This window comes from Microvirga sesbaniae (assembly GCF_025460805.1).
Classification (GTDB): Bacteria; Pseudomonadota; Alphaproteobacteria; order Rhizobiales; family Beijerinckiaceae; genus Microvirga; species Microvirga sesbaniae.
The window spans coordinates 12,623-26,801 of the sequence record NZ_JAMXFJ010000006.1 but is presented as its reverse complement, the minus strand read 5'-3'; the positions used below and the strand labels follow the sequence as shown (position 1 = coordinate 26,801).

The 14,179-nt window shown below is 65.8% G+C and carries 13 protein-coding genes and 1 tRNA gene; 7 read left to right on the top strand and 7 right to left on the bottom strand.

Features of this window, described 5'->3' with window-relative positions; all coding sequences use genetic code 11:
* Positions 1 to 91: 91 nt before the first annotated feature.
* On the bottom strand, positions 92 to 1,615 hold the full coding sequence (locus OCW50_RS10965; RefSeq protein WP_262297533.1) for an amidase: 1,524 nt from the start codon (positions 1,613 to 1,615) through the stop codon (positions 92 to 94).
* Between the two features lie 288 nt (positions 1,616 to 1,903).
* Here OCW50_RS10965 and OCW50_RS10960 point away from each other — a divergent pair, with 288 nt between their 5' ends.
* The 3 genes from OCW50_RS10960 to OCW50_RS10950 all read left to right on the top strand — a co-directional run bounded on the left by OCW50_RS10960 (position 1,904) and on the right by OCW50_RS10950 (position 3,683).
* Positions 1,904 to 2,689, top strand: a complete 786-nt coding sequence (locus OCW50_RS10960; RefSeq protein ID WP_262297532.1) for a Crp/Fnr family transcriptional regulator — start codon at positions 1,904 to 1,906, stop codon at positions 2,687 to 2,689.
* A 100-nt stretch (positions 2,690 to 2,789) separates the two neighbouring features.
* Positions 2,790 to 3,071: a hypothetical protein gene (locus OCW50_RS10955; protein WP_262297531.1), complete on the top strand. Its 282-nt coding sequence runs from the start codon at positions 2,790 to 2,792 to the stop codon at positions 3,069 to 3,071.
* Positions 3,072 to 3,224: 153 nt separating this feature from the next.
* On the top strand, positions 3,225 to 3,683 hold the full coding sequence (locus OCW50_RS10950; protein ID WP_262297530.1) for a hypothetical protein: 459 nt from the start codon (positions 3,225 to 3,227) through the stop codon (positions 3,681 to 3,683).
* A gap of 81 nt (positions 3,684 to 3,764) precedes the next feature.
* On the opposite strand, the gene OCW50_RS10945 is transcribed toward OCW50_RS10950, so the two are convergent.
* The 3 genes from OCW50_RS10945 to OCW50_RS10935 all read right to left on the bottom strand — a co-directional run bounded on the left by OCW50_RS10945 (position 3,765) and on the right by OCW50_RS10935 (position 8,107).
* On the bottom strand, positions 3,765 to 4,883 hold the full coding sequence (locus OCW50_RS10945) for a branched-chain amino acid ABC transporter substrate-binding protein (protein ID WP_262297529.1): 1,119 nt from the start codon (positions 4,881 to 4,883) through the stop codon (positions 3,765 to 3,767).
* 31 nt (positions 4,884 to 4,914) lie between these two features.
* Positions 4,915 to 6,054 (bottom strand): N-methyl-L-tryptophan oxidase, encoded by a 1,140-nt coding sequence (gene solA, locus OCW50_RS10940; RefSeq protein ID WP_262297528.1) that lies wholly within the window; start codon positions 6,052 to 6,054, stop codon positions 4,915 to 4,917.
* A gap of 379 nt (positions 6,055 to 6,433) precedes the next feature.
* Complete coding sequence (locus OCW50_RS10935) at positions 6,434 to 8,107, bottom strand: calcium-binding protein (protein WP_262297527.1); 1,674 nt, start codon at positions 8,105 to 8,107, stop codon at positions 6,434 to 6,436.
* Positions 8,108 to 8,522: 415 nt separating this feature from the next.
* Between OCW50_RS10935 and OCW50_RS10930 the strand changes: the two genes are divergently transcribed.
* The 4 genes from OCW50_RS10930 (at position 8,523) to OCW50_RS10915 (ending at position 10,813) form a co-directional block, all read left to right on the top strand.
* Positions 8,523 to 9,032, top strand: coding sequence for a YidB family protein (locus OCW50_RS10930; protein WP_262297526.1), 510 nt, complete (start codon positions 8,523 to 8,525; stop codon positions 9,030 to 9,032).
* Between the two features lie 233 nt (positions 9,033 to 9,265).
* Positions 9,266 to 9,571 carry a hypothetical protein gene (locus OCW50_RS10925; protein ID WP_262297525.1) on the top strand — a complete coding sequence of 102 codons (306 nt, stop codon included), beginning with the start codon at positions 9,266 to 9,268 and terminating at the stop codon, positions 9,569 to 9,571.
* A gap of 125 nt (positions 9,572 to 9,696) precedes the next feature.
* On the top strand, positions 9,697 to 9,960 hold the full coding sequence (locus tag OCW50_RS10920; protein ID WP_262297524.1) for a hypothetical protein: 264 nt from the start codon (positions 9,697 to 9,699) through the stop codon (positions 9,958 to 9,960).
* Between the two features lie 762 nt (positions 9,961 to 10,722).
* Positions 10,723 to 10,813 (top strand) — tRNA-Ser (locus OCW50_RS10915).
* Between the two features lie 337 nt (positions 10,814 to 11,150).
* Here the strand turns inward: OCW50_RS10915 and OCW50_RS10910 are convergent.
* From OCW50_RS10910 to OCW50_RS10900, 3 genes are read right to left on the bottom strand one after another with little or no spacing between them, the layout of a single operon-like run.
* A complete protein-coding gene (locus tag OCW50_RS10910) occupies positions 11,151 to 12,659 on the bottom strand; it encodes a tripartite tricarboxylate transporter permease (RefSeq protein WP_262272632.1) in 1,509 nt (502 codons plus the stop codon).
* Between the two features lie 3 nt (positions 12,660 to 12,662).
* Positions 12,663 to 13,133: a tripartite tricarboxylate transporter TctB family protein gene (locus OCW50_RS10905; RefSeq protein WP_262297523.1), complete on the bottom strand. Its 471-nt coding sequence runs from the start codon at positions 13,131 to 13,133 to the stop codon at positions 12,663 to 12,665.
* Positions 13,133 to 14,089 (bottom strand): tripartite tricarboxylate transporter substrate binding protein, encoded by a 957-nt coding sequence (locus tag OCW50_RS10900; protein ID WP_262297522.1) that lies wholly within the window; start codon positions 14,087 to 14,089, stop codon positions 13,133 to 13,135. The genes OCW50_RS10905 and OCW50_RS10900 overlap by 1 nt, the downstream gene beginning before the upstream one ends.
* Between the last annotated feature and the right edge of the window lie 90 nt (positions 14,090 to 14,179).

Genomic DNA, 14,179 nt, shown 5'->3' with positions numbered 1-14,179 from the left:
GGCCTTGTGCCGGCCATCCCGATCGGAAGGGCGCGGCGCTTCAGAAAAGCGGGATCACCGGGACGGGCCCGGAGATGCCTCTACCCGGCTCCTACACCCTCGGCCACGGCCGCCGGTCCGGGCACATGTCCTCCCAGGCCTGCGAGAGACGCAGCACGCCCAGGTCGTCGAAGCGGCGGCCGATGATCTGGAGCCCGATGGGGAGCCCCGCCGTCGTGAAGCCGGCATTGACGGAGGCGGCCGGCTGGTCGGACATGTTGAACGCGACCGTGTAGCCGATATGCTCGAACGGCTCCTCCGGATTGTGGATGGGCGAGGCCAGCTCGGCCGCATAGGCGACGCAGGGCGCCACCGGCGAGATCACGAAGTCGAAGCTTTGCGTGGCGGCCACCGCCGCATGGCGCATCACCATCATCTGGTTCATGCCGCTATAGACCTCGGCGCCGGTCAGGTCCCGGCCGCCCTCGGCCCATTGCAGGATGTAGGGCAGGATCTTGCCGCGGTCCTCCTCGCTCAGGGGAGCGATGTCCGCCCACGCCCGCTGGCGCCAGAAATCGTCGAGGCCGTCGAGCATCGCGCGGGTGATGAAGGGCGGCATCTCCGCGACGGTCGCGCCCGCCGCCGCGAGGGCGCGCGCGGCGCCTTCCACGGCCGCCCGGACCTCCGGATCGAGCGGGAGGCCGATGCCGGCGTCCATCATCACGCCGATCCTGAGCCCCTTCAGGTCGATCCCAAGATCGAGCCACGGCAGATCCTGATAGGGCAGGCTCATGGGGTCGCGCCAATCGGGGCGCGTCAGGCTCGTCATCATCAGGGCCGCGTCGCGCACGGTGCGGGTCATCGGTCCCGCGACGCGCCCGTAATAGGTCGGGTCGATGGGGATGCGGCCGAAGCTCGGCTTCAGGCCGAACACGCCGCACCACGAGGCCGGCAGGCGGATCGAGCCGCCGATATCGGTGCCGATATGGAACGGCCCGTAGCCGGCCGCCGCTGCGGCGCCCGCGCCGGCCGAGCTGCCGCCCGGGTTCTTCGCCAGGTCCCACGGGTTGCGCGCGAGCGGATGGAAGCTCGACAGGCCCGAGGAGAGCATGCCGTAATCGGGCATGGTGGTCTTGGCGAGAATGACCACCCCGTCCTCGCGCAGGCGCGCGGCCGCGGGCGCGTCCTCGGCGGCCGGGACGAGCGGCCGCGCGGCCGTGCCGAGCGGCACCGGAACGCCCTTGGTGGCGATGTTCTCCTTGATGGTCGCAGGGATGCCGTCGAGCGCCCTCGCCTGCCCGTTCATCCAGCGCTGCTCCGACGCGCGCGCGTCGCGAAGCGCCGCGTCGGGATCGAAGGCATAGAGCGCCTGGAGCCGCGGCTCGTAAGCCTCGATGCGAGCGATCACCGCTCTCGTGACGTCGACCGGCGACACCGCCTTACGGGCATAGGCGTCGAGGAGCTCGGCTCCCGTCCAGTCGGCCGGATCCGCCGGGCTGCCCTGCGTCCGATGCGAGGGTGATGGCTTGCTCAATGCAACATTCTCCTGAAGGATTCGGTCCCGGGCCATGCTGAGGCCTCCGGCGGAAGCGGTAAACCGGTTTCGTCCCGGCCGGCGCGCATGGGCCCATGACATCAGCGCAGAACCCGGGACGCCAGCGCGGACGCGGAATGCGGCCCCGGACGGTGGACCGGATTCTACTCTTTGGAGGCATGCGCGTCAGGTCATGGCACAAAGGCACCGCGTCGCCGTTTCATCCGACGGGTGCGCTCGCCCGCGCCGGCAAGGAGAACCATGCAGAACCCGAGCCGCCTGTTCACCCCGTCGGCGCGAGATCGCGCGACCTGCATCTGCTATCGTGCTGTCCTGTGAGGATTCACCGTGCCGCTGTCCGGACGTCCTCCCTGCGGTGATGACCCTGCCATGAAGAATGGGACGAAAGCCGCCTTCCATCGAAAAAACCAGCTGCTCGCAGCTCTGGAACCCGACGACTACGCGTGGCTCGAGCCTCATCTGGACATCGTCGAACTGCCGCGGGGCAAGGTCGTCTACCAGACGGGCGAGTCCATCCGGTACACCTATTTCCCTCATGATGCGGTCGTGTCCCTGGTGACCGATCTGCGGAACGGCGGCTCGGTCGAGATGGCGGTGTTCGGCCGGGAATCCGTCTTCGGCTTCGTGAGCGCGCTCGTCACCCGCCAGTCCTTCGGCCGCTACGTGATCCAGATCGCCGGCACGGCATCGCGCATCGCCCTGGAGCGGCTGAGCAAGACGCTCGAAGCACGTCCCGCCATCCGCCGGGTGCTGTTCCGCTATTCCGAAGCTCTCCTGACGCAGACGCTCCAGACCGTCGCCTGCAACGCCGTTCACAGCGTGGAGGCCCGGTGCTGCCGCGCCATCCTGGGCACCCGCGACCGGACGGACAAGGACGACATCCCGCTGACCCATGAGATCCTGGCGGAAATGCTCGGGGTTCAGCGGTCGACCGTGAGCAGCGTCACGAGCGCGCTGCAGCGGATGGGTCTCATCAGCCAAGGCCGGGGAACGATCAGGATCACCAACCGGGTCGGCCTCGAGGAGACCTCATGCGAGTGCTACCACGCCATCCGCCAGAGCTTCGAAAGGCTTCTGCCCGAGAGCCGCCCGCAGACGGAGCCGCGCCCCCGGCCTCGCCCGGCTCCGGTCCGGCATCGCAACACCGCGCGCTGAACGAAGATTTCTTGCGGCTTTGTCGGCTTCCCAACAGACGGGGTAATCCTACTTTAGTACTGTGAGGCCCTATTAACACAAAGTTAATATGAGGGACGAGATGAACGATACGAAGTTTCATAACGAAGAATCGAACAACGGGGCTCTCCTTCCTAGACTGTATTCACCCTCCTTCCAGCCGCTCGTGCAGTCTCTTCTGGCGACCCTGGCCGATCTCGATTTCGACTACGAGCAGGAGCGCGAGAGGCTCAACACCGCGCCCGACGCCACCATCAAGATCCGTGCCTTGGAGAAGCTGAAGGCCCGCCACGACGAGCGGCGCCAGCCCTACATTCAGCAGCTCGCAATTCTGCAAAAACGAATGATGGAATTAAGAGCGTAGTCAAACGTCTCACTCTACGGCGCCGTCCGAGCGCCAGCCGTCGAAGTCAAGAACACCAGCTCTTTGGGGCATGGGGCGCTCGGCCGGCCAGGCCGACCGGGCGCATTCACGAGACCTGAGCCCATCCCAACGGCTCATGAGGGATTGCAGCCAATGACTGAGGAAGAAATCGAGATCGTCGCGGAGGAACTGGCCAAGATCGGGGGCGTGACGTGGTATCCGGGCCGGGAGAAAGGGACCCTGATGCGGGTCGTCTGCGACCGGTATCGCGACCGGGCCAGGGTGGCGATCGAAGCGCTCGAGCGCTACCGGGCCGGCCGGCCGGCCGCTCTCGCGCAGGACAACAGGCAGGACAGCAGGCACGACAACAGGCAAGCCGACGCGCCCGCGACGACCTGCACCCAATCGGCGCGCCCCCGCGGCGACATCAGGCCCGGCGCAACGGTCATCTACCGTCCCCCGGGCGACCGGAGGGCGTATTCGTGCCGGGTCGTCGAGATCGAAGGCAACCGCGCTTATCTTGCCCCCATTCTCAGGGCCTGCACCGAATGGGTGTCCATCGAGCACCTCGTCCCGTCCCGGGAGCAGGACAAGGCCGCCGCCCGCGACTGAACCCGTCCGGACGAAAACCAGGGCGGCTCCGGACGAGCCGCCCTTGCCGTTTCGCCTTGCCGTTTCGGGCCGGCGGGCTCCCTACTGGGTCAGCTTGCTGTACGAGCCGCCCTTCCAGACGTTGATGTTGTATTTCGGATCCTTGATGTCGCCCTTCTCGTCGAAGGTGACCGGCCCGAGGACCGTGTCGACGCTCGTGCCGCGCAGGGTCTTGGCCACGGCCTTCGGGTCCGTGCTTCCGGCCTTGCCGATCCCGCCCGCGATGGACTGGACGGTCGCGTAGGAGAACAGGGTGAAGCCTTCGGGCACGAAGCCGATCTCCCGGAACTGCTCGAGGGCACCTTTGGCCGCGTCGCTGTCGCGGCCGTCCGGCGGGAACGTGAACAGGGTTCCGTCCGCCGCGGGACCCGCCACCGCGCCGAATTCCGGCGTCGCGATGCTGTCGCCCATCATGAGCTGGAACTTGTAGTTCTGGTCCGCCGCCTGGCGCATGATGAGCCCCGCTTCGGTGTGGTAGCCGCCGAAATAGAGAAACTCGACGCCCTGGCTCTTGAGGCGGTTGACCACCGCCTTGTAATCCTTCTCGCCCGGGTTGATGCCCTCGTAGAGAACCTCCTTGACGCCGGCGCCGTTGAGAGACGCCTTGACCACGTCCGCGAGGCCTTTGCCGTAGGCGCTCTTGTCGTGCAGGATCCCGATCTTCTTGGTTCCGTAATTCTGCTTGATCCACGGCCCGATGAACTTGCCCTGGGCATCGTCGCGGCCGTAGAGCCGCATGATGGTCGACCAGCCCTGCTCGGCCGCCTTGTCGGTCATGGCCGGGTTGCTGGAGGCCGGGCTCATCATCAGGACGTCCGCCTCGGCATAGACCTCGGAGGCCGGGATCGAGGAGCCCGAGCAGGCATGGCCGTCGACGAACTTGATGCCCTCGGCGATGATGCGGTTGGCGATGGCGACCGCCTGTTTCGGATCGCACGCATCGTCGAAGACGACGACCTTGACGTTCTTCCCGTTCACGCCGCCGCTCTTGTTGATGGCCTGCGCGGCGAGCTCGGCGCCGTGCCTGAGCTGCTCGCCGATCGTAGCCACGGCGCCGGTCATCGGGCCGGCCACCGCGATGGTGATGTCCTGCGCGCGGGCGAACCCAGTGCCGGCCAGCAAGGCCAGGATCGACAGGTGACAGACGTGGCTTCTCTTCATGGCGGCGCCTCCTGCTGCGGGCTTGGCGGTTTCAGGCCGGTTGCGATCGAAAGCGATCGAGCTTGAAACGAGAGATGTCGTTGGCGGGCGCTTTTCCAAGGGCGAGGTCGGCCAGGACCTCTCCGATGACGCTCGCGAACTTGAAGCCGTGCCCCGAGCACGGCGAGGCGAGAACGACCCGCGGATCGGCCGCGGACCGGTCGATCACGAAATCCTCGTCCGGGGTGCGGGTGTACATGCAGGTCCGCATCGCCTTGAGCGGCCCGTTCGCGTCCGGCATCGCGAGGGCGAGCATGCGGCGGATCTGCGCCTCGTCGTCCGCTCCGCCGTCCTGCGCGAGGTCGTCGGCCGAGGCGAGGTCGTCGCCCCGGCGGTGGGAGGCCGTCTTGACGCCGGTGCCGGCGAAGTCCGGGAACCCGTAGCAGGCATCGTCCTCGGACTCGAGGATGAAGACCGGACAGCGTTCCGGAGCGTAGGAGGCCGGCTTCAGCGGGTCGAACCAGCCGAGCACCTGCCGGGTCACCCTGAGATGCGGCTTCAGCCCGGGCGCGAAATCCCCGATCCAGGCCCCGGCGGCGACGATCACGGACCCGGCTTCGATCTCGCCGGAACCGGTCTTCACGCGCACGCCCGAGCCGCGCGGCTCGATCGCCAGGACGCGGGTCCCGGCCCTGACCTCGGCCCCGTGATGCTCCGCCAGGCGGACGAACTGCCGGATCGCGCGTTCCGGACGCAGGAAACCGCCGTCCGGCTGATACAATCCGGACCAGTGGGACGGGAGCCTGAACGCGGGAAAGCGCCTGTTGATCTCGGCGGCGCTCAGAACCTCATGGGTGAGGCCGTGCGTCCTGGACGCGTCGAGGGATCCCTCGACGATCGGGCAGCCCGGATAGCCGGCCTCCAGGACGCCCGTGACGGTGAGGATCGTCTGACCGCTCAGGGCCTCGAGCTCGCGCCATTTCTCCAGGGCGCGGCGGGCCAGCGGCACATAGGACGGGTGCTCGAAATAGGACAGCCGGATGATCCGGCTCTCGCCGTGCGACGAACCCCTGTCGTGACCGGGCTCGAATTGTTCGATGCCGATCACGCGCCGTCCCCGGCGCGCGAGCTCGAAAAGGGCGGCGCTTCCCATGGCGCCGAGCCCGATCACAGCCACATCGAACGTCGTCATCGCCCACCCCGTCGAAGCCATCCCGCATTGGGCGCATAGATTCCGCACGGGCGGCCGCTTCGTCAATCCGACGGGGGCGCGCGTCCGGGCGCGACCGCAACGCTCTCCCGTCATGGCCGGGCTCGTCCCGGCCATCCCGATCTTTTGGGGCGCAGCGCCGAAAGCAATCGGGATCACCGGGACAAGCCCGGTGATGACGTGGAGGGTGTTCGCACCGGGTCACACCACCCTCTCACGTCATGGCCGGGCTTGTCCCGGCCATCCCGATACTGTCGGGCGCGGCGCTCTACGGAAGCGGGATCACCGGCACAAGGCCGGTGATGACGTGGAGGGTGGTGTGCCCGGCGATGACGACGGGGTGACGCCCGATGCACAAGGATCAGATGATGAAGAAGTCCTTCTCGCTGATCGCCGTCTTGTTGCTGAACCGGGCGATCTCGACGGCCGCGGCGCCGCCGGAGCCGTCCTTGTCGTAGGACAGCACGCCCGTCTTCCTGTTGTAGACGAGATGGTCGTTCCCGTCGTCGGCATGGCTGCCGACCGTGAAGAACGCCTTGGCGAGCTTGAGGGGCTTATCGGGAGTGCCCTTCCTGACCGCGGCGTAGAACGCCTTGCTGGATTTGAGCAGAGCGTTGTCCAGCACGATCTTGTCCTGCCCTGGCTTGAAGTCCCGGATCGTGTCGGTGTTGGACTTTCCCAGCGCCGTATCGAACACGAACCAGTCCTTTCCGGCGCCGCCGGTCAGGACGTCCTTGCCGGATTTGCCGTAGATCATGTCGTTTCCGGCTCCCGCGTCCATCGTGTTCTTCGACGCGGTCCCCAGCAGCACGTTGTCGAACGCGTTGCCGTTCAGAACCGGCACGTCGCCGACCGCATAGACCGTGTCGATGCCGGAATTCGCCGCCAGGGTGAAGCTGGTGCTGGCATAGACCACATCCACGCCGCCCGTGTCGATGACGACGTCGTTGGCGTTGTCGACGTAGTAGACATCGTTTCCGCCGCCGCCCTGCATGACGCTGCCACGCCCCTTGCTGCTGAGGACGTTGCTGCCCTCGTTGCCGATGAGAATCGTGGTGTATTCATTGCCCGTCAGGTTGATCGGCGCATGGCCGTCCGCGGCGCGGAGAACCTCCACGGCGCTCATGCCGACATCGTAGCTCACGCTCGCGATCACCGTGTCCGTGCCCGCATGGTAGGACTGCTCGCGGGCCTCGTCCCTGGCATCGTCGACGTAATAGACGTCGCTGCCCTCGCCGCCCTGCATATGGTCCGTGCCCGCGCCCGCATCCAGGGTGTCGTCGCCGCCGGAGCCATAGAGCGAGTCGTTGCCGAGGCCGCCGGAGAGGACGTTGGCCTTGCCGTCGCCGGTCAGCGAGTCGTTGTAGCTGGACCCGATGACGTTCTCGAAGTTCACCCACGTATCGCTGAGCGAGTCGTTGACCCCGCCCCCGCCCGCATTGAGGCTGACGGAAACGCCCTGTCCCGACAGGGCGTAGGACACGGTGTCGATTCCGTCGCCGCCGTCCATGATCTCCTGCCCGGATCCGCCGATGATGGTGTCGTTGCCGGCCCCGCCCGTCAGCACGTGCTTGTCGCCGTTGCCGACGATGAGATCGCCGTGGGCGGTGCCGATGATTCCCTCGATGGAATTGTACACGTCGCCCGCCGCTTCGCCGGTGCTGAGCGCCGTGTCGCGCAGGTTGATGACGATCCCGGTCGCCGAACCGGCATAGGATGCGTAATCCCAGTAGGTCACTCCGGAACCGCCGTTCAGAACGTCCGCGCCGTCGCCGCCGACGAGAGTGTCGTCGTTGTTGTCGCCGCCGTTGAGAACGTCGTTTCCGGCGCCGCCGTCGAGATAATCCTTGCCGTCTCCGCCGTTGATCGTGTCGTTGCCGCCATGGCCATAGATGACGTCGGCGTGATCCACGGCAGCATCGTTGCGCCCGTTCAGCACTTCACTGGCGTCAGAGCCGTGGATCGCCTCGGGGGCGATCGCAGCCAGGGCCGATGAACCGATCGAAGCGCCGAGATACTGATATTGTTCAGACAAAACTCTATCCTCTTGAACATGCGTGTTTAGGATTGTTTGCTCAGGCCCGAGCTCGGCCGTTTACGCATGTGCAAAGAGCGCCTGCAAGATTGCAAAGGTGAGGGGCTAGGCCCTCGGAAATGATCAACGGAATGATTTGCCCAATCCGTTCAGCATGTTGGATGTTCCTGCGCTAGGATTCGCCTCCTGCGCAGGGCGTGCGTCGCCGCACAGGGCACGTGATAGCGTTCGGCATCCCTGGATTGAACGCGCGCTGTCCTCTCCACCTGGAGCAACGGACCTCGCCCCAGGCTGCTCGGTCATGCCCGACCGCTCCGCGCGATTCAAGCGGGTGACGCAGGATCATCCGGGCGACGGAATCATGGAACCGTTTCCGCGCTGCTGCGGTTCTCGTGCATCAGACGAGGAGGAACAGATGAGCCGTGGCTTTCCATCCATGACAGCCCTGTTGGGACTGCTTGCCGTTGCGGGCTTTCAGAACCGGGACAAGATCGCCGAGATGCTCGGAGGACTGGGCAACAATCCGGCTGGAGCCCCGGGAGCCCCGGGCGGTTCCGCACCGCAGCAAGGCGGCCTGGGCGGCGCCCTGGGGGGCGCCCTCGGGGGCGGGCTCGGAGGCCTGGGCGGGCTCCTGGGTGGCCTGAGCGGTCAGAATCCGGGCGGCCTTCTGAGCGGCGGCCTGGGCGAGCTCGTCGACAGCTTCCGGCAGAACGGCCAGGGCGACATCGCCGATTCCTGGGTTGGAACCGGCCCCAACAAGGAGGTCGCTCCGCACCAGCTGGAGCAGGCGATCGGGCCCGACACCCTGGCGACCCTGACGCAGCAGACCGGCCTGTCCCGTGAGGAGATCCTGGCCCGGCTGTCCAGGGAGCTTCCGCGGGCTGTCGACCAGTATACCCCGGAGGGCCGGATCCCCAGCGCCTGACGGCATCGCCCGGTCATCCGAGGATGATCCTGGCTGAGCGCCCGGCCGTTCCGGACGGCCGGGCGCTCTCTCCTGTTGACCTGCTTGCGACCACCATCGCCGTCCTCCTCCGACGAACCGCCTTCGGCTGGCGCATCCCGCGGGCCGCCTCCGCGGGTCGGCGGGCAGTCTCTCGCTTGTGGAGCCGGACTGGGTTAGGATGCGACGGGTGATGGGCTCCTCGGGAGCGGGACGTGGCCATGCTCTGGGCGAAGAAGGCAATCGGCCCCGCGGACTGGGGCCCGACGCAGGACCAGTTCGAAGAGCTGTTCGTCAAGCTCGGTGGCCCGAAGCAGATGATGCTCGCCGCGGCGGCCGACCCGACATCCGGACAATCGATCCTTCTCATGAGCCTTCCGAACACGACGTTCCTGGGGTTCTTCTCGGGCTTCGAATGCGTGACCGAGGACGCCCTGCCCTCGGAGGCCGCCCTGCTGGTCGGCCACAGCGACGAGCTCCTCAAGCACTTCCGGTACCCGGCCCGAAGACCTGTTCCGTGAGCCGAAGCGGCTCCTCCCCCTGACCATCGCGCCTCCAGGCAAGCTTGCCGCAAGCTTGGGCATTGGGTTGCCACAATTGGCTGCCAATGGCCGAGGCCGTCGGAACCTTCGCAGTGGAGAGCATTGTGACCGTAGCCCATGACCTGGACGAGATGGTGGATCTTCTTGCCCTGAGCCGGCCGTTCGAACGGTCGCGGGGCTCGACCATGGCGTGCAAGGTCGCGACGTTGCCGCTCCGGGACGCCATCGCGGTGGTCGTGGAGGACTGGGCCGACGACAAGTTCAGGCAGCTGAGCGCCGTCATCGTCCGCCCCTCGGCCCCGGCCATCCGCAGCTTCGACGAGATCCGGCGCCTGTACGAGGCCGCCGAGACGGCGAACGCGTCCTAGCGCATCGGATCCGACGCTCAAGCCTTTGAGCGGCGCACCGTTCGGGACCCTGTCTTGATCGCCCGGCCGATCCACCACCCCGTCATCACCGGGCTCGTCCAGTCCATCACCACGTCATCACCGGGCTTGTCCCGGTGATCCCGATACGGTGGAGCGCGGCGCCCCAAAAGATCGGGATGGCCGGCACAAGGCCGGCCATGACGTGGAGAGGGTATCATCACCCGCTCATTCCACCCTCCCACGTCATCACCGGCCTTGTGCCGGTGATCCCAATTGTCCGATGCTCCCCTCTTGGCCGGCACACCGTTCGACGCGAAAAAGTGGACCCGGTTTTTCGCACGGTGCGCGAGAGCATCGGACGTGAAAAGCGGGCTCACTTCTCGGATCGGGTCCGGTGCTTGAGCGCTCATCGGGCCCGATGCCCTCCATTTGAGCGGAAAAGCCCAACTTTCACCAGCCCGGCCCCTTCCCTCCCGGACCCGCGGCTGTTCTGATAGGGCGTGTTCAGCAAGCGACGGAGGGACAGCGTGGAACTCGACGAAGCACAGGGCCCCTGTCCGAAGTGGTTTCCGGTCTTCCTGTCCGGCATTGGGATCGCAAGCCTCGCCCTGTCCCATCTGTTCTGGTAGGCCCCCTGAGGGCGAAGGCTGTCTTCCCCTTTCCCACGCAGGCGGCCGTGCGATTTTGGACCTTGACGAAGGGACCCCGTTCGCGTCTATTGCGCCACCTGCGAAGCGGATCCCAGATCCGGCCTTTTCGCCTGGAGACGTGGCCGAGCGGCTGAAGGCACTCGTTTGCTAAATGAGCATACCCCAAAAGGGTATCGAGGGTTCGAATCCCTCCGTCTCCGCCACCTGCCTTTGCAAGTGGCCGAAAAGATTGAGTTCTTCTGAATCATCGGCACCCTCGGACCTGCTCCGGTCCTGATCTCGCGCGTCTCGGGAATGGGGCGAACTCCGTTGCGTGTCCACCCATGAGGTTGTCGCCCGGTGACGCCGTGAGAGGGTGACCATCGCTGTGGCGCGACCCCTTCCATGCCCCTCCACACGTCATGGCCGGCCCTGTGCCGGCCATCCCGATCTTTTGGGGCGCCGCGTTTCAATCCATCGGGATCACCGGGACAAGCCCGGTGATGACGTGGAGAGGGGTGGTGTGAGGCGGTGCGAACACCCCCCACGTCATGGCCGGCCTCAGGCCTCTTCCTCCTGGAACGCCACTTCGCGGGTCTTGCGGAAGGACGGCAGGACCATCAGGATGAACATCGCGGCGGTCGCCAGCAGCAGGACGAGGCTGATCGGCCGCTCGAAGAACACGCTCGGGCTTCCGTGAGAGATCACCAGGGCGCGACGGACGTTCGTTTCGAGCAAGGGACCGAGCACGAAGCCGAGCAGCAGAGGGCCCGGTTCGCATTTGGCCTTCCGGAACAGGTATCCGAGCAACCCGAAACCTGCGGCGAGCACCACGTCGAAGATCCGGTTGTTGATGCTGTAGACGCCGACGCAGCAGAACAACAGGATGGCCGGGTACAGGAGACGGTACGGGACCGTCAGCAGCTTCACCCAGACGCCGATCAGCGGCAGGTTGATGACGACCAGCATCAGGTTGCCGACCCACATGCTCGCCACGAGGCCCCAGAAGATCTCCGGCTGGTTTTGCAGGACGGTGGGACCAGGGGTGATGCCATGGATGATGAAGGCGCTCAGCATCATCGCCATCATGTTGTTGGACGGGATGCCGAGCGTGAGCAGCGGAATGAACGACGACTGAGCGCCGGCATTGTTGGCGGCCTCGGGCCCTGCCACGCCCTGGACGGCTCCGTTCCCGAATTCCCGGGGGTTCTTCGCGACCTTCTTTTCCAGGGAGTAGGCGCAGAATGACGCCAGCGTCGCACCGCCGCCCGGCAGGATTCCGAGAAACGTCCCGATCCCCGTCCCCCGCAGGACGGCCGGCCAGGCCTTCTGGAAGTCCTCCCGCGTCGGCCAGAGGCGGCTGAGCTTACTGACCAGGACGCCTCGTGCTTCCACGTTCTCGAGGTTCTCGATGATCTCGGTAAAGCCGAAAACGCCGATTGCGATCACGACGAAGTCGATGCCGTCGAAAAGTTCGATCGCGCTGAACGTCAAGCGTTCCTCGCCGGATGCCGCGTCGATGCCGACCATGCCGAGCACCAGGCCGAGCAGGATCATGCCGATCGCCTTCAGGACGGACCCTCGGGCAAGGACGGTGGCCGCCAGGAGGCCGAAGAGCATCAGTGACACGTATTCGGCAGGGCCGAACGAGAGCGCGAATGACGAGAGCGTCGGGCCTGCGACGGCAATGCCGAATGTCGACACGGTTCCGGCAAAGAACGATCCGAGCGCCGCGACGGCAAGGGCAGATCCGGCTTTGCCCTTCTGGGCCATCTTGTAACCGTCGATCGCGGTCACCACCGATGATGCCTCACCGGGCAGGTTGACCAGGATGGCAGTTGTCGATCCGCCGTACTGCGCCCCGTAGTAGATGCCGGAGAGCATGATGATGCCGGCCAACGGGGGCAGGTAGAAGGTGATCGGCAGGAGAACGGCAATCGTCGCGGTCGGGCCGATCCCCGGCAGGACTCCGATCAGGGTCCCGAGGAGAGCACCGAGCAGGCAGAAGCCCAGGTTCATCGGAGTCATCGCTTCGCCGAACCCGAGCGCGAGCAGGTGGAGGAATTCCATGGTTCACTCCCAGAACGGCCAGATTGGCATTTGGACGCCGAGACCAACGATGAAGACCAGCGCGCCAAAGGCGGTCAGGCCCGCCGTGAGGAGGATCACCTCACGCCATCTGGATTCACGATCCGCCAGGCTTCCGATCACCAACAGCCAGACCGACGCGGCCACAAAGCCGAAGTACTCGGCGATGAAGGCGAAGCCGACGACAGACAGCAGGATGATCGACAGGGGACGAAGCTTCGGGGCGGCGATGTCCTCCCGCGCCCGGAACAGGCCGATCCCGCCGACGGCCAGCCCGACGAGAACCAGGAGCCAGCAGACGATCCTCGGCAGATAGCCCGGCCCCATTGTTGAGGCCGTGCCCATGGTCAGGTCGCGCCCGGCCCAGAGGCCGAGCGCACCGATGCCCACGAACATGACGGCCGTCAGGAGATCCGGCCGATTGCCGGTCTCCCCAACCTTGCGTGGATCTGCCATCACTTCTGTTCCTTGACCAGCTTCCAGATTTCCCCGAGCCGCTCGGCCCGTGCCGGCATTTCCTTGTTCCACTCTTCGGACGAGCGATAGGAAAGCGCGAGAGACTGCTGCTTGGCCTTTTCCTGGAATTCCGGATTGTCGAGAGCCTTCTTGACGGCATCCGAGTACTTCGACCTGATCGCTTCGGGGACATCGCAATTCATCGCGATGCCGCGCTCGGAGCTCACGATGACGTCATAGCCCTGCTCCTTGGCCGTCGGCAGATCCGGAGCGATGACGGCGCGCTGATCGGCAAACTGGCCGAGTGACTTGAAGGCCGAGTGATCGCCACCCATGAGCTCCCCGACGTTGATCCCGATGGCCATGACGTGCCCGCCGAGCAGCGCGGTCCGCGCCTCGTTCGCACCGTTGAAGGTGACCGCGGTCAGATCGACGCCAGCCGATTTTTCCAGTTGCAGCAGAGCGAGGTGTTCGTCGGTCCCGAGGCCGGTCGTGCCGATGGTGACCTTGCCCGGATTGGCCTTGGCGTAGGCGACCAGGTCCTTGAGTGAGTTGAACTCCGAGTTCGCCTGCACGATGAACGAGCCGGGGTCCTCGACAATGCGGGCCACCGGGCAGATCTTCTTGGGGTCGAAGCGGACCTTCCGGTCCATCTGCATCGTCAGGTAGCCCGGGGTGTTGAGAGAGGACAACGTGTAGCCATCGGGCTTGGCCTGCGTCATCGCCGTGTAGGCGATTTCACCGGACGCCCCGGGCCGGTTCAGAATGGTGATCTTCGCGCCGAGTTCCTTTTCGATGTAGGGCGCGAGCGTCCTGTTCATCACATCCGTGCCGCCGCCCGGGGCGAAGGCCACGATCATTTCGATGGGCCTGTCCTTCGGCCACTCGGCATGAGCGGCGCCGATACCAGCCAGCATCGATGTGACAAGTGCGGCAGTCGAGATCAGTTGCTTCATTCGTACCTCCCATTGATGGCGGTCGACGTGACCGCTCAAGCGTTTCGGAATTCACTTCCGAACTCATTCAGGCTCCATCACGACACTGAT